This window comes from Nostoc sp. (assembly GCF_036917435.1).
Lineage (GTDB): Bacteria > Cyanobacteriota > Cyanobacteriia > Cyanobacteriales > Nostocaceae > Nostoc.
The window spans coordinates 102,207-126,449 of sequence record NZ_JBALDM010000002.1 but is presented as its reverse complement, the minus strand read 5'-3'; the positions used below and the strand labels follow the sequence as shown (position 1 = coordinate 126,449).

Genomic DNA, 24,243 nt, shown 5'->3' with positions numbered 1-24,243 from the left:
CCCAATTCCCAATTCCCAATTCCCAATTCCCAATTCCCAATTCCCAATTCCCAATTCCCAATTCCCAATTCCCAATTCCCAATTCCCAATTCCCTACTCCTCTTCGCTTCCCACTTGATCCCCGCGTTCTAGTTCCCAAAGAATTTGATTTCCTTCACGGCGTACCCGTGACACTATCCAATTTCGCCAGCGCCACTGATCTCCCCGACTGGTAACAGCGCTGGCGTGGACATCCATCAAGTCTGCTAACTCAGAACTGGTGATTAAGTAGCCTTTTTCAGAAATTTCGTCAGCGATACGCAGAGTTTCGACCAAGCTACGGAGTTGCGAAACCCGCATTTCTGGTGGTTTTTCATCGGTAGTGGCCGCATTTGGCCCAGTTGATGGTTCCATAACGGTTATTTCTGGTGCAGAAGTACTGATTTGTTGCGGACTTTGGTTAATTATTCGAGAGTTTTTTTCATAATCAGCTACTTTTGCTACATTTAGGTCATTTTTGGCAGGTAAAGATTTATAAAAACTTGTGGGAGTTAATTGTTGTAACGGAGGGATTTTGCCAGTAGCATAACAGCGAGCGATCGCATCACAACGTTCGTTACCTATGTTACCAGAATGTCCCCTGACGTGTTGCCATTTTACCTGTTGCGTATTGAGTTCATCAAGAGTTTCTAAAAGCTCTTGGTTTTGGACGGGTTTACCATCTGACTTTTTCCAGCCTTTCTTTTTCCAGCCTTTCACCCACTTGGTAACGCAGTTAATTAGGTATTCGCTATCGGTATGTAGAGTAATGGTTTGGGCTTGTTGAGATGTTTGCAGGTATTGGAGGGCTGCGATCGCAGCTTGCATTTCCATTTTATTATTAGTGGTATGAGGGGATGCATCGCCCATTTCGTGGATCGAGCCATCGCTAAAGTAGACGACAACTCCCCAACCCCCAGGGCCAGGGTTCCCGGTGCAAGCGCCATCGGTATATATGCTTTCGATTGTAGGTTGAGTGGACATGGTTTAAGATATCGAACCGCAAAGGACACAAAGCTAAGAGTGATTAGCGGCGAATTTTTTTAAAGAATATCCAGGCTATTATACTGGTTAGCACTCCAGCAACAACCCTCCACAAAAAGGCTGTTGTAAATAAAAATGGTCTTTTGCTATTTGAGTAAGTAACACTGAAGATGCGATTTTGCTGGTTGCTAGTCCGATACTTGTGCTACCAATGAAGTTTTCTAAGTTGCGATCGCTTTTTGCTTGTCAATTGTCAATAGTACTTTGAATTGTACTAATTAAATTCTGCAATTTGGTCAAGTTTAGGCTGAGGTTGATGTAATCTTTTTTGATTTTTAGCAGATATTTATCAGCGCTTAATTGGTTCATAAATTACATTACAATCAAGATTTTACTTATACTTTCATAAAAACTCTATGCAGCTAATAAAAAAAATATTTGCGCCGCCACAAATTATTTTCTTATTCATAACTATTTTTATCATCACTTTTTCATTCAAAATTTTACCATCAAATGCTGTTGAAATTAGTGCCATAGAATTTATCGGAGAAGCCACTTTACCAAAAGGTTTAATCTTTAAAAAAACTGAACTTGGAGGTTTATCTGGAATTACATATAATTCAAAAGACAACCTTTATTATGCTATTTCTGATGACCGTGGGCAAAAAGCCAATGCCCGTTTCTATACCCTGAAAATCGACTTAAGCAAGGGTTCTCTACAACAAGGTAAAGTTGTTCCTGTGAGCGTAACCACATTATTAAATGAAAATGCTCAACCATTTCGTCCTGGTGAAACCGATACAGAAGGTATTGCATTAACTAATAAAGCAACTGTATTTATTTCTTCTGAAGGCGATGCCGCAAAACTAATTAATCCTTTCATTAAAGAGTTTTCAATATCTTCTGGAAGGGAAATTACAACACTTCCTATTCCAAACAAATTTTTGCCAGATAAAAGTGGCAAACAAGGTATCCGTAACAATTTGGCTTTTGAAAGTCTCACCATCACACCCGATAAAAAGCATCTATTTACAGCCACCGAAAATGCTCTAATTCAAGATGGTGTCGCAGCTAAACCTAACATTGGCAGTCCATGTCGGATTGTACAATACAACTTGTTGAACAGCCAGCCAGAAAAGGAATTTCTTTACAAAACTGAACCAGTTTCACCATTTTTCAATTTAACTGGCAAATTCGCTAGTGGATTACCTGATTTACTTGCTCTCGATAATCAAGGACATTTCCTAAGTTTAGAAAGGTCTTTTACTGGTTTAGGGTTTGCTATTTCCCTGTTTCAGGTTTCTTTAGAAGAAGCTGATGATATTCATAAGATTGATAGCCTTTTAGCAATTGACTCCACAAATATTAAACCAGTTCAGAAAAAACTGCTGTTAGATTTGAGAACCCTAGATGTATTACTAGACAACATCGAAGGCTTAACTCTTGGGCCTAAACTACCTGATGGTCAACAATCATTAATTCTCGTCAGTGATAACAATTTTAACTCACTGCAACGTACCCAGATACTAGCTTTTAAAATGAAAATTGAAACACCACTGATGAGATTATTGCGCCGTTTACTGCCGAATCTCAACCGTTAACTGTACAGAGGTATCACCCTTTACTGCTATTTATATGTTTTAAGCTTATTCCTGTGTATTCACTGAATCTACTAAGCAAATTTATCTAGCCTATTTGTAGTTTCCGTGTAATTTCTCAACCGTATTCCTTAATAAATATGTTACACAATGTGTAGGGAAATTTGCAGACAGATTAATCATGATGGCAGTATATGATTAATTGCCTACAAAACTTATATTTTTAGATTGAATTTTAGTAGTTAGCTAGAGTTATTAAACTAATTTGCCAACAATATTTTTCATAAATGATTTTTATGCCACAAAAAGAAATTGAGAATATGGTAGGGCAAAAACCAGAATTAGACAATTACATTGGACAATTTTTAAATAATCGCTATTTAATTAAAGATTTGATTGGCAAAGGGGGGATGGGTAGAGTTTATTTAGCAGAAGATACTGCTAAAGATGGTATGCCGATCGCAATCAAAATTTTATCACTCAGTTTGGCAAATCAGCAAATGTCACAACGCTTTGCTAGAGAGATTTTTATTGGCGCTCAATTGGGGCGTAAAAGCAAACATATTGTTCGCATCTTAAGTTATGGCGTTACTGAAGATAAAACCCCCTTTTATGTAATGGAATATCTCCAAGGAAAAAATCTCAAACAAATTCTCAAAATTCAGCCCTTACCAATACCAAAGTTTTTGACGATTTGTAATCAAATTTGTTTAGGCTTACAATGTGCCCACCAAGGTATTAGCCTCAAAGGAGAGATTTATCCCATTGTTCATAGAGATATCAAGCCCGAAAATATATTTCTTTGTGAAGATATTAAACAAGGAGAAATTGTTAAAATACTCGATTTTGGCATTGCCAAATTTTTAACAGAGCGAAGTGGAATGACTCTGACAGATTCTTTTATTGGCAGTTTACCTTACTGTTCACCAGAACACATGGAAGGGCGCAAACTTCTAGATGTGCGTTCTGATATTTACAGTTTGGGAGTACTAATGTTTGAGATGTTAACAGGAAAACATCCATTTCATACAAAAAGTAACTCCTTTGGTACTTGGTATCAAGCGCATCGCTTTCAAATGCCACCTACAGTTGAAGAAGTTAATCCAAAAGTCAAAATACCGCAGGTATTAGAAAAACTATTGATGAGTTGTTTAGCTAAAGAAGTTAGCGATCGCCCACAAAATATAAACCAAATATTAGAAGATTTAGAAAAAGTTAATATTCAGTTTAATGGTGCTGTATCTAGTAATAGTAATGAGCTTATTAAACTATCACCTCCAGTTCAATTAGTACCTGCAACTTTATTGTCAGAACAAGAGTGTTTGCAGAAAAATTGGCCTAAAAATAAACCAGTTGGTGCAATTGGTTTTCCCCACTTACTACAAACTATTCAAAGACCTATACCAACTTTTTGGGCAATGTTGCCTAAACAAGAGATTACAAAATTTTTGGATAAAATACATGGCACGGAATTCATTAGTCAAATTAATGTATATCCGATGCTTTTGTGGGTAACAGTCTTATATGATGAACAGCCTTCTATGACTAAATGGCTACCTTATTTCCTAGATTTGAAAGATAATAAAGGACAGAATATAGCACGTAGTTTAGCGGAGGTAGGTTACTATCATCTACTATTTTTTTCCATAGAAGAACCAAACCGTTGCTCTCATGTAACAACCTTAAGCCTCACAGCTAATCAGCGCCAGCAAATTGTAGATTGGTTAGATATGAGTCAAAAGTCAAATGAATTAATTTTGCCTAATCAAGCAAAAAATCTTTTAAGAACAGAGTACGAAAAACTAAAATTAGATATTTTGCAAAAGTTAGCCGCAGATCAAAAAGCTGAGAAAGAAAGGTTGAAAAGTTGGATAGATAAATTAGTTGAAATTTTTTTTAAACTTTTATCGCGTTCTTAAAAATGCGTTCTGAAAATTCTTGTCAACCTTAGTTAACTATATTCTTATGTATGTATTGCTAACTTTAAATAGACTCATTAGCAGAGGTAAAAAAAGTGAATCAAAGCCCATTTATATCTCCAAATAGTACGGGCTTGCTTGCTAATCGTTATCAATTAAAACAATTAATTGGTAGCGGTGGTATGGGTGAAGTTTTTTTAGCAAATGATATTTTATTAGGAGGGATACCAGTTGCCATCAAGTTTTTGACTCAGACTGTTGTCAATAGCAAGATGCAACAAGACTTTGCTCGTGAAGCCTTAATGAGTGCAGCTTTGAGTCAAAAGAGCTTACATATAGTGCGGGCGTATGATTATGGTGTAAATGAGAAAGGAAAACCATACTACGTCATGGAATATTTATGTGGCAAGAGTTTGAAGGATTTAATTCCGCTACCCTTGTCGATGTTTTTGACTCTCTCTCGCCAAATTTGTTTGGGTTTACAGTGCGCTCACCAAGGCATTAATATTGACGGCAAAATTTGTCCGTTGGTTCATAGAGATATTAAGCCTGCGAATATATTAGTTATTCCCGATCCGATATTGGGTCAGTTAGTTAAAATCCTTGATTTCGGGATTGCTAGATTTCTAAACTATACATCAACAGCTAGTACAAATAGGGGATTTAATGGCACTTTACCTTATTGTTCTCCAGAACAGCTAGATGGAGAACAATTGGATAGTCGTTCTGACATTTATAGCCTGGGTGTGATGATGTTTGAAATGCTCACAGGCAAAAAACCTTGGGAACCAGAAACTGATTATTTTGGTGCTTGGTATAAAGCACATCATTTTGAAGCACCAAAAACGATCGCAGATGTTAAACCTACTCTGAAAATACCTCAGAAGCTAAATAATTTAATCGTGTCTTGCCTGGCAAAAAAAGCAAGCGATCGCCCCCAAAATATCGCTCAAATATTACAAGTTTTAAATAGCTTAGAAGAATCTAATGATACTAGTTTACCAACAAATATATCCTCTAATTCCATCCTGAACCGCCCTTTGTATTCTGGATTACCAATTGCAATAGAACAAAGCTGTCGGCAACTTTTGTGGCCTGAAAATAAACCAACTCAAGAAATAGTTTTTCCCCAGCTTATAGATGCTGCACAAGGATCTATGACAGCACTATGGCTGATGTTGCCTAAACAAGAAATCAAAAACTATGCTCTTTCTACCCGTCATAACCAGTTTATCTTTATGACATCGCCGCACCCAATGCTGTTGTGGGTAACTGTACTCTACAATCGTCAGTTGGCTCCTAAGTGGCTACCGTGCTACTTAGATATGCAAAGTTCCCAAAATCTTAGGCTGGTAAGTCTACTGGCTGAAAATGAACACTATCCTTTGATTTTCTTTACCCTAGAAGCACCCCATTCTTGCGCCAATGTTCTTAGCAGTCGCATTGAGCCAACTCAGCGACAAATGCTGAAAACTTGGGTGCAACAAACTCATAGCCTACCACCGGTTTCTGTGCCCCAAGTGAGCAAACAGCTATTAAAACAGCAGTATAAACAAATGCAATCCCGGATATTGCAGCATCTAGAATCTAAGCCCCAGGTTGCATTATCAAGGTCTATTTAACGGTAAATTCGCACCTTGGAGAAATGGGATAAAAATAATTCCTAACTTACTAACTCCAAAATACTTGACAAGCAGAAAAAAAATGGTGATAATAGCAAAGTTGACCAAAACAAGGGACTGTAGTTCAATTGGTTAGAGCACCGCCCTGTCACGGCGGAAGTTGCGGGTTCGAGCCCCGTCAGTCCCGTTATAAATTTGTCAGTATTAAATCACCGAAGTTAAGTTTGGTGATTTTTGATTTTGAATTCCCCAAAACGATTGACCCAGAATTTGGGGTTTGAATATAAGCTACATTTATCATTTTTGCGAAAGAGAGAATTAACTGTGACTGTTAGAGTCCGTATTGCGCCGAGTCCAACCGGAAATTTACATATTGGTACAGCTAGAACGGCTGTATTTAACTGGTTATTTGCCCGTCACCACGGCGGGAAATTTATACTGCGAATAGAAGACACAGACTTAGAGCGATCGCGTCCCGAATACACCGACAATATTCTTGAAGGATTGCGCTGGCTAGGACTTAACTGGGATGAAGGGCCATTTTTCCAATCCCAACGCCTGGATATTTATAAAGAAGCAGTCCAAAAACTGTTAGATCAAGGATTAGCCTATCGCTGCTACACCACTAGCGAAGAACTAGAGGCGCTAAGAGAAGCCCAAAAAGCTAGTGGCGAAGCTCCTCGCTACGATAACCGTCACCGCAACCTCACCCCAGAACAACGCGCCGCTTTTGAAGCAGAAGGTCGTTCTTCTGTGATTCGTTTCAAAATTGAAGATGGGCGAGAAATTGTCTGGAATGACCTAGTTAGAGGAAAAATGTCTTGGCGAGGTAGCGATTTAGGTGGTGATATGGTCATCGCCCGCGCTTCAGAAGAGGGTAGCGGTCAACCACTGTACAACTTTGTGGTTGTAGTAGATGACATCGATATGCAAATTACTCATGTCATTCGGGGAGAAGACCACATTGCCAACACCGCCAAGCAAATTTTGCTGTATGAAGCAATGGGTGCAAAAATCCCAGAGTTTTCTCACACACCGCTAATTTTGAATATAGAAGGACGCAAGCTTTCTAAGCGGGATGGTGTCACTTCCATTTCTGACTTCCAGAAAATGGGCTTTACTCCTGAAGGTTTGGTGAATTACATGACGTTGCTGGGTTGGTCGCCACCAGACTCGACGCAAGAAATATTTACCTTAGAGACAGCAGCCAAGGAGTTTGGTTTTGAGCGTGTAAATAAAGCAGGCGCAAAGTTTGATTGGGATAAGCTGGATTGGTTAAATAGTCAATATATCCACAATACGCCAGTAGATAAACTCACAGATTTACTCATACCTTATTGGGAAGCCGCCGGGTATAAATTTGCTGATGGAAGAGATCGCTCTTGGTTAGAGCAGCTAGTAACTTTAATTAGCCAAAGCTTGACTCGTTTAGTAGATGGAGTAGCTCAAAGCCAACTATTTTTTAGCGACACAGTTGAATTTAGCGAAGAAGGCAGTACACAACTTAAGCAAGAAGGTTCTACTGCTGTCCTTGAGGCGATTGTCACAGCTTTAGAAAATCAGCCGCAACTGTCGGAAGCCGCCGCCCAAGACATTATCAAACAAGTGGTGAAAGAGCAAAAAGTCAAAAAAGGCTTGGTAATGCGATCGCTCCGAGCAGCTTTAACTGGAGATGTTCATGGCCCCGACCTCATTCAATCTTGGTTACTACTGAATCAGATTGGTTTAGACAAGTCGCGCTTGAGTAGGGCAATAACAGAAGCTAATTAGCAATTACTTCCAGATTTTAGAAATATTTTATTTAGGGGCGCACGTTTGTGCGCCCCTGTCCATAAGCTAGAGCAACTATAAGAACAAAAAATCATTAACTAATTACTAATGAATTATCCCCAATTTTAAATCTAAAATAGGTAGTCAATTCTCCTCATGTCGGGAACTTGGTGTGTAAAATTCATGTCTTCAAGAACACTTAGAAGCGAACGTAATTACAATGCCGACAAAAGCGCTCAATAGAGGGATGAGATTATCGTTGATGATAGTTACGCTCTTAATCACATCGACAGTTAACGCTGTGACGGATGCTCAAGAAGCGCCAACGATATTTGGAGATGTAACTATTGGTCCTCAGTTTTCGCCAGACCCCCTGACAGTTCGCGGAATGAGTGGTGGTTCAATATCTGAGAGTCAAGTCAGTGGGAGAAGCGAAACAGCCACTGGCCCTTGTACCGGATTTGTGGATGAAACACCAGACCACACATTAGTGCTAAAAAGTAAATTTGACTACCTGAAGCTACAAGTGCAAAGTCCTGAAGATACCACCATCATTATCAAGGGGCCGGGTGGTACTTGGTGCAATGACGATTTTGATGGCAAAAATGCCGGCATTGTTGGTGAATGGCTGCCTGGAAATTACCAAATTTGGGTTGGTTCCTACGAAAAAGGTAAGTATCTCCCTTACACTCTAAAAATTACAGAAGTTAAGTAGGGAATGGGGCATTGGGCATTGGGAATGGGGCATTGGGCATTGGGCATGGGGCATTGGGCATTGGGCATTGGGCAATAATCCATAGTTCTTCTTTGCCTGCTCCTCATTCCCCACTTCCTAACTTCCCCTAGATAGATGATTATCAAGGGGTGGAACGACACGACGAGAATTGTGGATAAATTCTCTGTGGCTTTGGATTCCATTGCTCTCCCTTTTCTCGTGCGATATTGTATTAAAATTAAGTTAACTTTGATTAAGATTCTTGTTGGCATTGCCATAATGCTCTAATTGGCTTACGGCAGTGCATGTAAGAGATCAAATTAAACAAAATGGATTTATAGACATCCGTTTAACTAGCTTAAAGTGACAGAGTGATTAACATTCGGTTGCTAATGCTGATGAGTTGTATAGGCATCTAGAGGCAAATTAAGATGAAATTCTCTTGGAAAGTCGTAGTACTCTGGACATTGCCTGCTTTGGTAATTGGCTTTTTCTTCTGGCAAGGGGCTTTTGCAGGCGCTCCTAATGACATGAGTAAGAATACAGCTAATACCCGCATGACTTATGGTCGCTTTCTAGAATACTTAGATGGCGATCGCGTTAGCAGTGTGGATCTGTACGAAGGCGGTAGAACAGCTATTATCGAAGCCCGCGATCCAGACCTTGAAAATCGTGTCCAAAGGTGGCGGGTAGATTTGCCTATTAACGCTCCTGAGTTAATCAAAAAGCTCATAGAAAAAGATATTAGTTTTGATGCTCACCCGATGCGGAATGATGGGGCAATTTGGGGATTGTTGGGCAATCTCGTCTTTCCAGTTTTATTGATTACCGGGTTGTTCTTTTTGTTCCGGCGTTCTAGCAACCTCCCTGGCGGCCCAGGTCAAGCAATGAACTTTGGCAAATCCAAGGCGCGTTTCCAAATGGAGGCGAAAACCGGAGTCAAATTTGACGACGTAGCTGGGATTGAAGAAGCTAAGGAAGAACTACAAGAAGTTGTTACTTTCCTGAAGCAGCCAGAAAGATTTACGGCTGTAGGCGCACGGATTCCCAAGGGAGTGCTGTTAGTTGGGCCTCCTGGAACTGGTAAAACTTTACTAGCAAAAGCGATCGCTGGCGAAGCAGGCGTACCTTTCTTCAGTATTTCCGGTTCGGAATTTGTAGAAATGTTCGTTGGTGTGGGTGCATCTCGTGTCCGCGATTTGTTTAAGAAAGCCAAAGACAACGCCCCTTGTATCATCTTCATCGATGAAATCGACGCAGTAGGACGGCAACGGGGCGCTGGTATTGGTGGCGGTAACGATGAAAGAGAGCAAACCCTTAACCAGTTGCTCACCGAAATGGATGGGTTTGAAGGTAACACAGGCATCATTATTATTGCTGCTACCAACCGTCCCGACGTATTAGACTCAGCCTTGTTGCGTCCCGGTCGTTTTGATCGACAAGTAACAGTTGATGCACCCGATATCAAAGGGCGTTTGGAAATCTTGGAAGTCCATGCACGCAACAAGAAACTAGACTCTAGCGTATCTTTAAATGCGATCGCTCGCCGCACTCCTGGATTCACTGGTGCTGACTTAGCCAACTTACTCAACGAAGCGGCAATTCTCACTGCTAGAAGACGCAAAGAAGCGATCACCCTCCGCGAAGTTGATGATGCCGTGGATCGGGTAGTCGCTGGGATGGAAGGCACTCCTTTGGTAGATAGCAAGAGCAAGCGCTTAATTGCATACCACGAAATTGGACATGCTTTAGTTGGGACTTTGTTAAAAGACCACGATCCAGTGCAGAAAGTCACCCTAATCCCACGGGGACAAGCACAAGGTTTAACTTGGTTTACTCCCAACGAAGAACAAGGGTTAATTTCTCGTTCTCAGTTGAAAGCTAGAATCACTGGTGCTTTGGGTGGCCGCGCCGCCGAAGAGGTGATTTTTGGGGCTGCTGAAGTTACAACTGGTGCTGGTGGAGATTTGCAGCAGTTATCGGGAATGGCCCGGCAAATGGTGACTCGATTCGGGATGTCTGATTTAGGGCCGCTATCGTTGGAAAGCCAGCAGGGTGAAGTATTCTTGGGTCGTGACTGGACAACTCGATCTGAGTATTCCGAATCCATCGCTTCTCGCATTGATGGACAAGTCAGAGCGATCGTGGAAGAATGCTACGAAAACTCGAAGAAGATTATCCGCGATCATCGCACTGTCACCGATCGCTTAGTCGATTTGCTCATCGAAAAAGAAACCATTGACGGCGAAGAATTCCGCCAGATTGTGGCTGAGTACGCTGAAGTTCCCGATAAACAACAGTACGTACCGCAACTGTAAATTTTTAAGGAAAAATCTTGAGCTATTGCTCAATCTCAATGGGGATGGTATTAACTATCCCCATTATTTTATGTAACCTTTGTAATACAATTAGAATACACAGTTTTTTTAGCCCAGGAGTGAATTGTGTCAACAACAAAAGATCCTCGCCTCCTTTGCGCTCAAAACTCCCTTGAAGGTCTATCGGTGGGTGATGCTTTTGGAGAGCGATTTTTTCTCCATCCAGATGTGGCAGAAAGCCTGATTATCGCCCGTGCCATCCCAGCATCACCTTGGTACTATACCGACGACACCCAAATGGCGCTTTCGATTGTGGCAATTCTTCAAGAATATGGGGAAATTAACCAAGACGGGCTGGCAGAAAGCTTTGCGAAACAATACGACAGTGAACCGGGTTATGGTGCAGCAATGCACGGGCTAGTAATGCGGATACGGGATGGCGAACCTTGGCAGAAGGTGGCGAGTAGTCTGTCCCACTGGGTCAAAAGAACTGGCTTTGATTAGGGAAAGTGGCGATCGCGAATTTCCTCCTCGACTACCTGAACAGCCTATTTTCTACCCGGTACTTAATGAAGAATACGCCGCACAAATTGCCCGTAACTGGAATGCAGCAAGTACTGACACAGGATACATCGGCTATGTAACACGTTTTCAGGTGCGTGCAGAGTTTTTAAGCCGCTACTCCGTAAAAACTGTAGGCGGTTCTATACATCAAGAATATTGGATACCCGCAGAAGATTTACCTGAATTCAACCGTAATATCATTGGTTTGATTGAAGTAATATCAGAATTTCGCCAATCACCAACTTGAAAATCCGAAACTGGTAGCACAGCTACTCCATAGAAAAATCCACCTACTTTTATTTAGACAATTTATGAATAGTAAAACTAAATTATTGACTCTTGCTTCCTTAACGTTGGCAGTTTCTTTTCTAACTATCAGCACAGTTGTAGCAAAAGCTAAACTGACAAATCAGGCAAAACTGTTTATCAATGGAATCGGTACAGTACGAGTTGGGATGACTGTTTCTCAAGCGGCAAAGGCTGCTGGTACTAAGTTAGTGGGCGATTCACCGAACAACAGTTGCTACTACATTAAGCCACAAAATGAACCCAAAAATGTTTCGTTCATGGTTACAAAAGGTCGCATTTCTAGAGTAGATGTGCGGCAGAATACCGAGATTACTACCCTTAAAGGTGCAAAAATTGGCGACACCGAAGCGCAAATCAAGTCTCTTTATCCAGGACAAATTAAAGTCACACCTCATAAATACGTCGAAGGTGGACACTACTTAACATTTATCCCGAAAGACCGTGCTAACCAGAACTATCGTGTAGTATTCGAGACTGACGGTAAGCGTGTCACTCAGTTTCGGTCAGGTAAGCTGCCGGAAGTTGAATTTGTTGAAGGCTGTTCTTAATCTGAAGATATCATCAAACTTACTTTCTTAACTTGCCGCCTTCTCTACGAGACGCTCTGCGAACGGCATTGCTGGACTTTACTTCCAAGATGATACTATGCAGTTAAGCGTGATTGAGGGGTGATACAGTGCCGTACAGCGCCTTTAATCTTAGCAAAGTAAAAACAGACTTTAAATTAATCTTTGTTGAAAATCAAGATTTATTTACAGATGTGCAGACAGTTTCACCTAGTGAATATCTAAATTTGATTTTTTCTGAGCATCTACCTTTGGTTACAGCAATAAATACAGAAAAAGCTCGTTCTGAACTAATTATTATGCCTGTCTTAATTGAAGTTAAGCGCTTTTTTAAATACCAAATTAGTCTATTTTCTGGATCAGAGTTTAATGTAGATGCTTCTAAAGGTTTAGAAGGACGTTGTGATTTTATTCTCAGTTGTTCACCAGAGCAATATGATATTACTAGCCCTGTCGTGACTATTGTGGAAGCTAAAAATGAGAGTATTAAATCTGGTTTAGGACAATGTATTGCAACAATGATTGCATCTCAATTATTTAACCAGCAACAAGGAAATATTATCAATGAAATTTATGGTGTAGTTACAACAGGAACAGATTGGAAATTTCTCAAACTTTGTGAAAATACCATCTTTATCGATAAGAACGATTACTTTATTAAAGAAATAGACAAAATCTTAGGAATTCTGACAACGACTCTGATGGTTTGTCCACAATTTTAGCTTGGAGATGGTTAGTATAATGTCCAAGCTAGTAATGAAAAGTTTGTAGTAAGCACTTTAGTGCTTAGAAAATAAGGACTGAAGTCCTTACTACGAACTTGATTACCTAACAATTGAAACTTGACAGACTAGTACACACCATCCCCCTTTTTTATCTTTCCAATTCATCGATTGCTTTGGGAACCCCCGCAGTTAACACTTCATGTCCATCAGATGTAACTAACACATCATCCTCAATCCGAATACCAATACCAACCCATCGAGGATCGGTCTCTGGTTGGTCTTCTGCTAGTTTGGTGTCAGGCACAATATATAATCCCGGTTCTACTGTCAAAATTTGACCTGGTTGTAAAATCTGCGGTTTATCTTCACCGTGCTGGTAAACTCCCACATCATGAACATCCAAACCTAACCAATGACTGGTGCGGTGCATATAATATGGTTTATATTTCTCTTCTTCAATTAACTTATCAATTTCACCTTTGAGGATGCCAAGTTCAACTAAACCTTCGGTGATAACACGCACTGCGGTATCGTGAACTAATTTAAAGGGATTACCTGGTTTAATTTGAGCGATCGCTTGTTTTTGCGCTTCTAGTACAATCTCATATAGTGTCTTTTGTTCGGACGTAAATTTGCCCCCCACAGGAAATGTCCTGGTAATATCGGAGTTGTAATAACCGTAGGCACAACCGGCATCAATTAGCAGTAATTCTCCATCCTGCATTTGCCGATTATTTTCAATGTAGTGGAGTACGCAAGCATTCACCCCAGAAGCCACAATGGAAGGATAAGCTGGCCCCATTCCACCCCGGACTCTAAAGATGCGTTCCATCTCTGCTTGAATTTCGTACTCATAACGTCCTGGTGCGGTGATTTCTTGGGCGTAATTGTGTGCTTCAGTTGCGATCGCCACGGCTTGACGCATTAACCCCAATTCTGCTTCACTTTTAATTAGTCTCATGGCATTGAGGACAGTGCCAGTATCTTCAATAGCGATCGGCCCAGTACCGCGTTTAGGATAAGTTCGCAGTAAACTTTGGTAATGTGTAAGGATTTGGTCGTTGAAAGTGCGATCGCGTCCTAAGTGATAATAAAGGCGGCTGGCTTTTTCCAAATACTGGGGCAACTTTTCATCTAACTCGTTAATGGGGTACGCTTCATCAGCACCATACATTTCCTTGGCTGCATCTACTCCAGAAAGATAACCAGTCCATACTTCTTTTTCGCGATCTTTTGGTTGGACAAATAACACAAACCGATGTTCTGAATGATGTGGTGCTAACACTGCTACCGCCTCTGGTTCGTTAAAACCAGTCAGGTAGAAAAAATCACTGTCTTGGCGATAAACAAACTCGACATCGTTGTGCATCACTGCCATAGGCGCACTGCGAAAAATGGCTGTACCATCACCAATTTTTGCCATTAACTGCTCACGACGCTGCCGATATTCTGCTTGCATAGCTGATGTATGTATTAAAGTATTGTGTTATTTTACACTTTTGTAACTAGCGATCGCACAGTTCATGCTTCTCGGTAGTTGCTAATCTAAGTTATTCTAACCAATATTTGTTTCAACTCAAGTCATAAATCATTGGTGAATAATCAATTACTTAAAAACCTCAGATCCCGGACTTGTGAAATCAGTCGGGGATCTTGCTATATAAACCATCATCTAATCACATCAGAATTTCTTGGTGTAAATATATTCTGTAACGGAGTAACAATTCTCCAAATGTATATGTTGTAATTCAACATTTAAGATGTCAAGAAAAATAGATAAACCCATAAAATTTTATCTGCAAATCATCATATACAGAAAGAACAAAAAATATTTTTAAATTGCTTATATAGAGCTTGAAAAAATAATGACAATGCTTTACAACAGGTAGATATTTATCTTTAAATAGCAACATTTACAAAGAAAAAATACTCATAAAGAAATATTGAAGTCATAGTAAATGTTATTTGGTTACAGAAAAGTATTTCCAAAAAAAGTTAAAAGAATATAACAACCAATCATAAAAATACACCATGCCTGCAAATACAAATTCCTCACCCTTATCTTTAAATACATCTGGATGGGCATCAGACTCTTTCAAAAAATCAGAAATATTGACATCTTCTCTTCAGAATTTAGATTTTAATTTGGGATTTGGGAATAAGAGTTCCTCACTAGCAATACAAAGTGAACCAGCGACCCAGCCTGTCAAAACGTCATCAAATCCCAATCCTAATCCTTACCTAACTAGTGCAGCGATTACTCCTGATTTCAACGGTGATGGCAAAACAGATAAAGTTTGGGTCGATTCTACAACCGGTGAAATTATCATTCGGTTGATGGATGGTACAAAAGTTCTTGAACAGGGTTCTTTGGGTAAATTTGACCTATCTGCTTATGATTACAAAATTGCTGACTTTAACGGTGATGGCAAAACCGACTTCTTATTACGGAATAAGACAACCGGTGAGAATAGCATTGTGTTGATGGATGGCACAAAAGTTGCTAATACAGCTTCTCTAACTAGCGTTGATTCAGCCTGGAGTCCTCAAATCGGGGATTTTAATGGCGATCGCAAAACCGATATCTTCTGGCACAATAGTACAACCGGTGAGAACGCTATTTGGGAGATGGACGGTACCACAGTTCTGAGTGCAACTGTTCTAGATAAAACAGACGCAGCACTAACCCCTAGCATTGTTGATTTCGACGGTAATGGTAAGAGTGATATCTTCTGGCGCAATGCCACAACTGGCGCTAACAGCGCTTGGTTTATGGATGGTACGCAAAAGACTGAGTTTGCGCTGCAATCTCAAGATGCCGCCTGGACTGCTAGCCTTGGTGATTTCAACGGCGACTATAAGACCGATATTCTCTGGAGAAATGCTACAACAGGTGAGAACAAGGTTTGGACAATGAATGGTATCTTAGTCACAGAAGGGGCTTTGGGAACACTTGACTCATCTTGGACTTCCAAAATTGGTGATTTCAACGGCGATGGCAAGACTGATATCTTCTGGCACAATGGAACCACAGGTGCGAACACCGCTTGGTTGATGGATGGTACAACAGTTGCTACCGAAGCTTTCTTACCAACTAATAACGCGGCATTGACACCATCCCTTGGCGACTTCAACGGCGACGGTAAGACCGATATCTACTGGCGCGACCAGACAGCAGGTTCAGATAACATTTGGACTATAGATGGGACAACAGCCGTTGAGAATCCAATCAGCGATGCAGATAAGCTTGGTGCAGGCTGGTATACGTTCTAAAAGTTAGAAATAGGGGTCGATTTAATTTTAGATTTTGGATTGAAGGAAAAATCTAAAATTGGCAGAATCACGAGTCATTAGGGACTTCCAAATAAAAAATACTCAACTACTTATTGTGGGGTGGGCATCTTGCCCGCCTTTAACTACGGGCGCTCATGTTGCCCACCCCACAAGATTGGGTAATTTATTTGTTGGAAGTCCCTTAGACCTCTTGCATAAATCAAAAATTAAGAACCCCACCCCGCATTTGCTCACACAAACGCTCCCCTCCCCGCAAGCGGGGAGGGTTTGGGGGTGAGGTGTTAGGGACTTCTGCAAGAGGTCTATTAGTTAGGGTTAGTTAGGGTTTGCTGAACTGCTTTATCTCCCAATGCTATTCGGTTAAGGCAAGAGACGCGATAAATCGCCGTCTTTACAATAATCAGTGCTTCGTAGAGACTGCGATTTATCGCCTCTTGGGGATCTATATTTTTCATCAAATAACCTTAACCGAAGCGTATTGCCTCATCTCCTGTTTCTCAAAATTTGTAAGTCAAAATCTGAATTTCCCCATTTGCTGGCAAATCTTTAGGGCTGATGGAAATACTATCTCCGTTGCTACGCCGTACTTTCATACCTTGCATTAAAGTCAAAAAATCATCAAGTGGTGAAATATCGCACTTGGCAGTATCAGCCGCCTGTGTCCGATAATGGGTTGGAATCACCAGTTTGGGATTTAATACTTGAATAGCCTGCTTTGCTTCCTGAGCATTGTAGGCTTTTGCACTGCCTCCTACTGGAATAAATAGTACATCAGGTCGTCCCATCAGAATTTTTTGCTCAATAGAAATGGGTGCAGCAGATCCCCCTAAGTGGAGGATATCAATTCCACTTTGCTTCCACTTCCAAGCGGTATTTGAACCAAACTGCTTACCAGCTTTGCGATCGTGGTCTATGGCAATTCCTTGGAACTTAATACCTTTAAACTCATAAACACCTGGTTCATAGATGAGTTTTGCATTTCCCGGTAGTACATCCACAGCACCTTCATCCAGCAATTGACTGCTAATGAGTACCAAATCTGCTGCAACTTTTGGTGGACGATACTTAGCAGTACAGCCGACTGACCGAAATGGATTGACGAGAATTTTCGCACCGCCACCAGTAAAAAGAAAGCAAGTATGACCTAGCCACTGAACTGATAAACCGCTAGATTGTGCGTCAGCTTGAGATTCAGAACTCAAGGTAGTAAGCAAAGCTGTTACCACACCCGCCCCAGCATAGCCCATCAACTGTCGTCGTTTCATTAATTATGTTCTCGACTGTAACTGTTCCAGAAAATTTCGCAATAACTGTTTTCCTGAAGATGTCAGGACACTCTCTGGGTGAAATTGGACTCCCTGAATGTGAGGATAGTTCCGGTGTCGCACTCCCATGATGGTGTTATCATCAACCCAAGCGGTGATTTCTAACACATCTGGGCAAGTCTCACGTTCGATGACCAAACTATGATACCTGGTGGCAATTAAAGGATTTTCTAATCCTCGGAAAACCCCCACTCCAGTATGAGACACCTGAGAGGTTTTGCCATGCATCAACTCTGGAGCAGAAATTATTTTACCACCGAATACTTGACCAATACTTTGATGTCCCAAACAGACACCCAAAATTGGCAATTCTTGGCCTAGCTGTTTAATCAATTCTAGGGAAATACCAGCATCTTCCGGGCGACCTGGCCCAGGAGAAATAACCACGGCTTCCGGCTTTAATGCCCGAATTTCATCTATGGATATTTTGTCGTTACGAAAAACTTTAATATCATTTGCTACTGGGAATTCTGCTGCCAATTCTCCCAGATATTGTACTAAGTTATATGTAAAGCTGTCGTAATTGTCGATAACTATAATCAAAGCTCATCACTCCTGGTTCTTAGCACTCATTAACGCTCTTCTATGACTCTCACGAGATAAAAATCAGAAACCTTTGTTGTCACTAGTTTATATAAATCTATAAGTAGGTTGGGTTGAGGAACGAAACCCAACGCCAATAATCCCTGCTTTTGTTGGGTTGAACAACGTGAAACCCAACCTACAAATATTTTATTTTTTCAAAGTAATAAAAGAGCGTTAATTTACTCATACTATTTTTTCGCTAAATTTAGGACTTACGCAAAACCACACGCGGTAGGGGCAATTCATGAATTGCCCCTACCGGAAAATCAAGGTTTGGGCTATTTTTTATGTAAGTCCTATAGATATAAAAATAACGCTGATGTAGACGTATAAATATAAAGTGGCTACTGTACAACAAACCACTTCTTAAATTTTGAATTACTTATAATATTTTCTCCAAAGTGGATCGGATAGATTGCGATCCTCTTACCAAGTCACTTGACTGATGCCTGGGTTGGGATACTCGGCGTTGCAAATCATATTTACAACGCCGATATAATTAACTTTACCAAAGGAGGGAGCAATAGTGTCCCCGCTACCAGCACCGCTACCAAGGCAGAGACAAGGACTGCACCAGCCGCACAATCTTTAGCAATTTTTGCCAGTTCATGGTATGTCTGCTTAACGGTTAAGTCCACAAGAGACTCGATCGCTGTATTTAGTAATTCTAATGCCAAAACTAAACCACTAGTTATACAAATTACTGCGATTTCTACGGCTTGCAGATGCAAAAAAACGCTTAAAGCGATCGCCATTGCACAAACACTTACATGGATGCGAAAATTCCGTTGAGTTTGAAAACTATAGCTGATTCCAGCCCAGGCATATTTAAAACTAACAAATAGATTAGAGGCTACTTTCCAGGAAAATTCCCGTTCGTTAGACACCAGTGTTTGTAACGAGGTAGGCGTTGGTGATGGAGAAATTTTTGGGGACATAGACTTAAAAATACAAAAGATAGAGTTGCTACAGTGGGAATATTCGCCGATCTTAATGGCAGAATTAACTTTGAGGCAATCTTTAAGCAATTTTCCACAGAAGTATTATAAAAGTATTACCCAAAATTAACACTAAGCACACATAACTACTGCTATTCCATGTCAATAGCAATACCTATGACGTTCAGCAATATTACTTGCTGTTTTAACATTCGCCCCAAACTTTCCTCATCAGGATGATCCCAGCCCAAGAGGTGTAACAAACCATGACTAGCTAACCAGGCTAGCTCTGTTTGTAAGCTATGTTCCTGCTGTTGAGCTTGACGATGTGCTGTATCTACAGAAACAATAATATCACCTAAGTATAATGGTACAGAAGCAAGCATTTCTTTGCTTTGCGGAAAATCCACTTCTAAGGCAGCAAAAGCTAAAACGTCTGTGGGTTTATTTTGTTCACGATACTGAGCATTCATTTCTTGAATTTGCAAGTCATCTGTTAAACGCAGCCCGATTTCATAACTTGGCGCTGGCGGAATTTGAGGGTTAAGTATTTCCAACCAGTGATTAAACCAATTTTCCCAAGTTTCAGGAGGAATTCGGGGATCGGTGTCTGCAATTTTTACAGATGTTGTCGGGGACAAATCGTAAAAAGAATCATCTACATATAGTTCAACGCTTAGGGGCACATAGTCTCCTTACTCAAAACTCTTTATGGTTTGGGGTTAGTGAGTTAGGTAAGCAAGACCAACAAGGAGAGCTAAAAGCCCTATGGCAGTCAACCCAAAATGCTTTAGGGAAGTTGCACCCTTCCGCACCATGTTTCGCATAGCGAGTTTTACGTAGCTAGGTTGAGGTTCTGTTGAAGGTGAGTTGCTCATAGTTAGTTCGATCGCGGACTCTTTTATAACTGTAACAGTTGGGCTTGCTATGGGATTGCGATCGCATCTATATTGCTCAGAAATTTCTCGAAAAACGCCCCAATAAGACGAAATCCTATGCGATGTCTACGACAGGCTACACCTAAGCACCAATCTGAAATTCTCAAAACATAAATAACAAGTGCTAAGTAATGTTAAAAATCATTACTTAGCACTCGTAAATAATCCCAAATTATGATGGGCTGTTTTCTACTAATTTATTTTCTTGACGGAGATAAGCTTGAATAAATGTATCAAGTTCACCATTCATCACATCGCCAATCCCCGTTGTCTCTGTACTTGTACGTAAATCCTTCACCATTTGGTAAGGATGAAATACATAGTTACGGATTTGGTTTCCCCAGGAAGCCTCCACCATATCGCCACGAATTTCGGCAATTTCTTGGGCGCGTTGTTCTTTGGCTATGACCAAAAGCTTTGCTTTGAGACGATTTAGGGCTTTCTCTTTATTTTGCAGCTGCGATCGCTCTTCTGTACAGCGTACAGCCAAACCCGTAGGAAGGTGAACAATTCGCACCGCAGTTTCTACTTTGTTGACATTTTGCCCACCTTTACCACCAGACCTAGTTGTGGTGATATCCAAATCCTTATCTGGAATATCCAATTGCACAGAGTTATCAATCTGCGGCATCACTTCCACCCCTGCAAAACTGGTTTGTCGCTTGCCGTTGGCATTAAAAGGGGAAATCCGCACTAAGCGATGTGTACCCATTTCTGAACGCAAGTAACCATAGGCATAGCGACCAGTAATTTCTAGGGTTGCCGATTTAATTCCGGCTTCATCACCTTCCGACTCTTCAGCTAAAGTTACCTTATAGCCGTGATCTTCAGCCCAACGGGTGTACATCCGCATGAGCATAAATGCCCAATCTTGAGCATCTGTGCCACCAGCGCCAGCACTAATCGTCAGTACAGCACCTTCAGCATCATAAGGGCCAGAAAGTAACTGTTGTAATTCCCACTGGTCAAGATCACGATTCAACTTAGTGATAGTAGATTCGGCTTCTTGGAGTAGTGCCTCATCGGTTTCTAACTCCAATAACTCAACAACTGCCCTAGTATCTTCTAGATTAGCGTGCCAGCGATCGTATTGCTGGAGGTGGGCTTTCAGGTCGTTGAGTTCTTTTGATGTTTCTTGGGCTTGGGTTTGGTCATTCCAGAATTCTGGCTGTGCAGATATTTTTTCGAGGTCTTGAATTTTGGCTGTCAGTGCAGGTACGTCAAAGATAGTCCTGGGTTTTACCCAGGCGGCTAGACAACGTTTCGATTTCGCGTTTGAGTTCTAGGACATCCATAATGCTTGCTGAATGATAGATAGAGCGCTTTGGATTAGGAAATTGCTCTTTATTCTACTTACGTTTATTAATTCTAGCTGTAGTTGGGCAATTTCTCTCTGCACCACTTATATTAAGTTACAAAAATTACTTGAAATTATCAAGTGTTTCTTTGTCCACTGAAGTAGTGTGATTTAGTTGTTGCAGATAGGCTTTGATGAACATATCAATCCCGCCGTCTAAGACTTCTGTTGCAGCAGGTGTTTCTACATTGGTGCGTAAATCTTTCACGTTGGTGTAAGGATGTAAGATATATTCACGGATGAGCTTGCTGGATAGAGATTTTATTAGCCGAAGTTGAATTTCATCAACTTGCTGGACATTTTGGGCTAGTGCGTAGGCGTAGCCAGCCGTAGGCATCGCAAACAGTTTACTCTTGAGAATAGCTAAGGCTTTCTCTTTGTTTTGCATCTGGCTACGCTCTTGGTTACAAGATACACTAATCCCAGTAGGAATATGAACCATCTTTACCCATGTTTCTGTGCGGTTGACATTCCCCCGATAGCGACAAAAAGTAATTTCCAAATCCTTCTCTGGAATCTCAAAATCAATAGACTCATCTAGAATCGGGTTGACTTCTACGCTGGCTAGGCAAGTATGCCGTTTGCCATTGCCATGAACAAGAGAAATTCGCTCTATTCTTGCATGAGTTCCTTGTTCCGATTTTAGCCAGCCATAAGCATAACGCCCTGTAATTTCTAGGGTGGCAGATTTGACCCCAGCTAAATAACCCCGTGACTCTTCCACTAGATGTACTTTATGATTATGATTTACTGCCCAACGGTAATACAGATGCAATAACATAGATGACCAATCTTCAGCATCTACGCCACCAACCCCAGCAGTAATAGTGACAAATGCACCTTTTTGGTCGCAGGGGTCGGACAGTAATAGTTGTATTTCTACTATTTGGAGTTCCTGCTGGAGTTGGCTAAGGTTGGTTTGCACCTCTTGCAGCAATTCTTCATCAGCAGATAATTCTAGTAGTTCTAGTGCAGCCTTGATCTCTTCTAGAATAAAGTGCGATCGCTGATATTGTTTCTTTTTAGCGTTGAGTGAATCAATTTCTTGAAGTGTCTGATAGAAAGTGACATAATTATCGCTGAAAGTAGATTGAGAAATTAATTGATTCAAGTCATCAATTCTTGCACTCAGTTCTCGAACGTCAAAGACAGCCTTCAGCCTTAGCCAAGATATTAGATAACCTTTCTACTTCGCGTTTGATGTTCAAGAGTTCCAGCATGGTTTTACTCTCTGGGGTTGATAACTTACTAGATAGTATATTACTACAAATTGCTCTAGTTTTTCATCCCACAAAAAACCGTGGCTGCTAATGCTTGACCACGGTTGATAATTTGTTAAGTTTTTATACTTGCGAGAGCTTAATCGCGGCCATTTATGGCAATTAGCAACCGTAAGATAAAGACAAACAAGTTGATATAGGTTAAGTACATCGATAAAGCAGCAGGTAAATATTGGTCATCGCTGTAAGTGCGGGGCAAGATATAAAAATCGACAACAGAAACCCCAACAAACAGAAATACCCCTAAACCGGAGATGGCAATTTCTAACCAATTTGGGGTATAAATACCAAACATGGCAAACCCAAATTGGGCAAGGCACACAACCACCAAGGCGATAACGCCAAGATTGATGGTTTTCGTCAAAGCCATCCCATCTTGTTCAGAGAGATTTGAACCAATTTGACGGGCGAAAATAAAAGTAACACCACAACCAAGGGCAGCTAAACCAATGCCTTGAATGCCAACACCTTGGGATCTCAAAGCGACAAATACCAAGCCACTGAGAGTATATCCAGATAAGAGGCTGTAGGTTGCCAACAGAGGTAGGGCAAGACCCTTGTTACCTTTTTGGGCAACATTTTGGGCAACAAAGAACAAAATTAACTCCAAAATCACCGCACCTATGAAGGTGGGAAAGAATATTCCGGGGTTAGTGCGGATAACTCCCAAACCGCCGTAGGTTCCTAATGCCGTTAGCACTAATCCACCACCGACGTAGGGGAGGGCATTGGCTATCACGTTTGGGCCAACAAGGGCGTGAGATTTAGCCTCACGGATAGCTTCACGAAAATTACTGGTATTGCTCATATTGAAAAACTATTTTTTAGAGAAAACGTTCTGCCTATTCCTATTCTTACCAATCTTTGCGGTTAACAGCCAAGGATTCGATATTGAATGGAAACGTCCCTTAATACCCAACTAAGGAATAAGAATTAAATAACACACAGGTTTAGGTTTATGTCCCTCGCTTACCTCACCCTCAATCCCTCTCCTTATAAAGGAGAGGGAAGCTAGAGACAGGATAAAGTTTTGCATTTTATTTAATCCACGTTCCTAAGTACAAATTCCCACAAAAGTGAGTCGGAATTCTGTTTTTATAGCTTAGGTTTGATTCATCAACCCAACTTCTAATTTGGATTCCCGACCTTTATTAATTGACAGGGCATACTAAGAGATAAAATTGCCCAGTCTCTTTTGCGATTAATTCAGTATCTAACTAGGTTGCGCTCAGTATGACAGATAGCTATTAGGTCACTTATGCATTGTTCAGCGTAAATAGCTAGTTTTTGTTGCAAAAGATAAAGATTATCTGCGATTCAAGAGTTATGTAAAAAATAAAAATAAGCTGCAACATAGAGGTTAGAAAAATCATGCGTACAAATACTGAATTGTGGAGTTAGACCCCTCATAAGTTCAG

At 40.8% G+C, this 24,243-nt stretch carries 23 protein-coding genes and 1 tRNA gene; 12 read left to right on the top strand and 12 right to left on the bottom strand.

Annotation, left to right across the window (positions count from 1 at the left end):
• Positions 1-93: 93 nt before the first annotated feature.
• Positions 94-1,002, bottom strand: a complete 909-nt coding sequence (gene rnhA, locus V7K98_RS01895; RefSeq protein WP_335019049.1) for a ribonuclease HI — start codon at positions 1,000-1,002, stop codon at positions 94-96.
• Positions 1,003-1,418: 416 nt separating this feature from the next.
• Between rnhA and V7K98_RS01890 the strand changes: the two genes are divergently transcribed.
• The 6 genes from V7K98_RS01890 to V7K98_RS01865 all read left to right on the top strand — a co-directional run bounded on the left by V7K98_RS01890 (position 1,419) and on the right by V7K98_RS01865 (position 8,626).
• The gene (locus V7K98_RS01890) at positions 1,419-2,603 is read left to right on the top strand and encodes an esterase-like activity of phytase family protein (protein ID WP_335019047.1); all 1,185 of its coding nucleotides are present in this window, start codon (positions 1,419-1,421) and stop codon (positions 2,601-2,603) included.
• A 293-nt stretch (positions 2,604-2,896) separates the two neighbouring features.
• A complete protein-coding gene (locus V7K98_RS01885; RefSeq protein ID WP_335019045.1) occupies positions 2,897-4,519 on the top strand; it encodes a serine/threonine protein kinase in 1,623 nt (540 codons plus the stop codon).
• 95 nt (positions 4,520-4,614) lie between these two features.
• Positions 4,615-6,141, top strand: coding sequence for a serine/threonine protein kinase (locus V7K98_RS01880; protein ID WP_335019043.1), 1,527 nt, complete (start codon positions 4,615-4,617; stop codon positions 6,139-6,141).
• A gap of 113 nt (positions 6,142-6,254) precedes the next feature.
• Positions 6,255-6,328, top strand: a tRNA-Asp gene (locus tag V7K98_RS01875).
• 137 nt (positions 6,329-6,465) lie between these two features.
• The gene (gene gltX, locus V7K98_RS01870) at positions 6,466-7,911 is read left to right on the top strand and encodes a glutamate--tRNA ligase (protein WP_335019041.1); all 1,446 of its coding nucleotides are present in this window, start codon (positions 6,466-6,468) and stop codon (positions 7,909-7,911) included.
• A gap of 220 nt (positions 7,912-8,131) precedes the next feature.
• Entirely contained in the window at positions 8,132-8,626 is a 495-nt protein-coding gene (locus V7K98_RS01865; RefSeq protein ID WP_335019039.1) for a hypothetical protein, read from the top strand.
• Here the strand turns inward: V7K98_RS01865 and V7K98_RS01860 are convergent.
• Positions 8,603-8,740, bottom strand: a complete 138-nt coding sequence (locus tag V7K98_RS01860) for a histidine kinase (protein WP_335019037.1) — start codon at positions 8,738-8,740, stop codon at positions 8,603-8,605. The genes V7K98_RS01865 and V7K98_RS01860 overlap by 24 nt on opposite strands.
• A gap of 317 nt (positions 8,741-9,057) precedes the next feature.
• On the opposite strand from V7K98_RS01860, the gene ftsH2 reads away from it, so the two are divergent.
• From ftsH2 to V7K98_RS01835, 5 genes are all read left to right on the top strand, one after another.
• On the top strand, positions 9,058-10,944 hold the full coding sequence (ftsH2, locus tag V7K98_RS01855; protein ID WP_335019035.1) for an ATP-dependent zinc metalloprotease FtsH2: 1,887 nt from the start codon (positions 9,058-9,060) through the stop codon (positions 10,942-10,944).
• Positions 10,945-11,070: 126 nt separating this feature from the next.
• The gene (locus tag V7K98_RS01850) at positions 11,071-11,448 is read left to right on the top strand and encodes an ADP-ribosylglycohydrolase family protein (RefSeq protein WP_335019033.1); all 378 of its coding nucleotides are present in this window, start codon (positions 11,071-11,073) and stop codon (positions 11,446-11,448) included.
• Positions 11,441-11,755: a hypothetical protein gene (locus tag V7K98_RS01845; RefSeq protein WP_335019031.1), complete on the top strand. Its 315-nt coding sequence runs from the start codon at positions 11,441-11,443 to the stop codon at positions 11,753-11,755. Before V7K98_RS01850 ends, V7K98_RS01845 begins: the two co-directional genes overlap by 8 nt.
• A gap of 64 nt (positions 11,756-11,819) precedes the next feature.
• Positions 11,820-12,365: a hypothetical protein gene (locus tag V7K98_RS01840; RefSeq protein ID WP_335019029.1), complete on the top strand. Its 546-nt coding sequence runs from the start codon at positions 11,820-11,822 to the stop codon at positions 12,363-12,365.
• Between the two features lie 128 nt (positions 12,366-12,493).
• Positions 12,494-13,105 (top strand): hypothetical protein, encoded by a 612-nt coding sequence (locus V7K98_RS01835; RefSeq protein ID WP_335019061.1) that lies wholly within the window; start codon positions 12,494-12,496, stop codon positions 13,103-13,105.
• A 151-nt stretch (positions 13,106-13,256) separates the two neighbouring features.
• Here V7K98_RS01835 and V7K98_RS01830 read toward each other — a convergent pair whose 3' ends face one another.
• Positions 13,257-14,567 carry an aminopeptidase P N-terminal domain-containing protein gene (locus V7K98_RS01830; protein WP_335019026.1) on the bottom strand — a complete coding sequence of 437 codons (1,311 nt, stop codon included), beginning with the start codon at positions 14,565-14,567 and terminating at the stop codon, positions 13,257-13,259.
• Between the two features lie 572 nt (positions 14,568-15,139).
• Between V7K98_RS01830 and V7K98_RS01825 the strand changes: the two genes are divergently transcribed.
• Positions 15,140-16,381, top strand: a complete 1,242-nt coding sequence (locus V7K98_RS01825) for an FG-GAP repeat domain-containing protein (RefSeq protein ID WP_335019024.1) — start codon at positions 15,140-15,142, stop codon at positions 16,379-16,381.
• Between the two features lie 326 nt (positions 16,382-16,707).
• On the opposite strand, the gene V7K98_RS01820 is transcribed toward V7K98_RS01825, so the two are convergent.
• The 9 genes from V7K98_RS01820 to V7K98_RS01780 all read right to left on the bottom strand — a co-directional run bounded on the left by V7K98_RS01820 (position 16,708) and on the right by V7K98_RS01780 (position 23,633).
• A complete protein-coding gene (locus tag V7K98_RS01820; protein ID WP_335019022.1) occupies positions 16,708-16,857 on the bottom strand; it encodes a hypothetical protein in 150 nt (49 codons plus the stop codon).
• Between the two features lie 42 nt (positions 16,858-16,899).
• On the bottom strand, positions 16,900-17,667 hold the full coding sequence (locus V7K98_RS01815) for an MBL fold metallo-hydrolase (protein ID WP_335019020.1): 768 nt from the start codon (positions 17,665-17,667) through the stop codon (positions 16,900-16,902).
• Positions 17,668-17,670: 3 nt separating this feature from the next.
• Positions 17,671-18,270 (bottom strand): anthranilate synthase component II, encoded by a 600-nt coding sequence (locus V7K98_RS01810; RefSeq protein WP_335019018.1) that lies wholly within the window; start codon positions 18,268-18,270, stop codon positions 17,671-17,673.
• 524 nt (positions 18,271-18,794) lie between these two features.
• Positions 18,795-19,250, bottom strand: a complete 456-nt coding sequence (locus tag V7K98_RS01805) for a diacylglycerol kinase family protein (RefSeq protein WP_335019016.1) — start codon at positions 19,248-19,250, stop codon at positions 18,795-18,797.
• Between the two features lie 152 nt (positions 19,251-19,402).
• Positions 19,403-19,936, bottom strand: a complete 534-nt coding sequence (ybeY, locus tag V7K98_RS01800; RefSeq protein ID WP_335019014.1) for an rRNA maturation RNase YbeY — start codon at positions 19,934-19,936, stop codon at positions 19,403-19,405.
• 36 nt (positions 19,937-19,972) lie between these two features.
• Complete coding sequence (locus tag V7K98_RS01795; protein WP_265272478.1) at positions 19,973-20,128, bottom strand: DUF3285 domain-containing protein; 156 nt, start codon at positions 20,126-20,128, stop codon at positions 19,973-19,975.
• Positions 20,129-20,360: 232 nt separating this feature from the next.
• Positions 20,361-21,483, bottom strand: a protein-coding gene (gene prfB / locus V7K98_RS01790) for a peptide chain release factor 2 (RefSeq protein ID WP_335019011.1) whose coding sequence is annotated in 2 segments (ribosomal slippage) — positions 20,361-21,410 and positions 21,412-21,483 — 1,122 coding nt in all. Because the reading frame shifts where the segments join, the coding sequence is not laid out codon by codon here.
• A gap of 126 nt (positions 21,484-21,609) precedes the next feature.
• Positions 21,610-22,762 (bottom strand): PCRF domain-containing protein gene (locus V7K98_RS01785; protein ID WP_335019059.1). Its coding sequence is split into 2 segments (ribosomal slippage): positions 21,610-22,689 and positions 22,691-22,762, totalling 1,152 coding nucleotides; the frame shifts between segments, so codons are not numbered across the junction.
• A gap of 142 nt (positions 22,763-22,904) precedes the next feature.
• Positions 22,905-23,633, bottom strand: a complete 729-nt coding sequence (locus V7K98_RS01780; RefSeq protein WP_335019009.1) for a Bax inhibitor-1/YccA family protein — start codon at positions 23,631-23,633, stop codon at positions 22,905-22,907.
• Positions 23,634-24,243 lie beyond the last annotated feature (610 nt).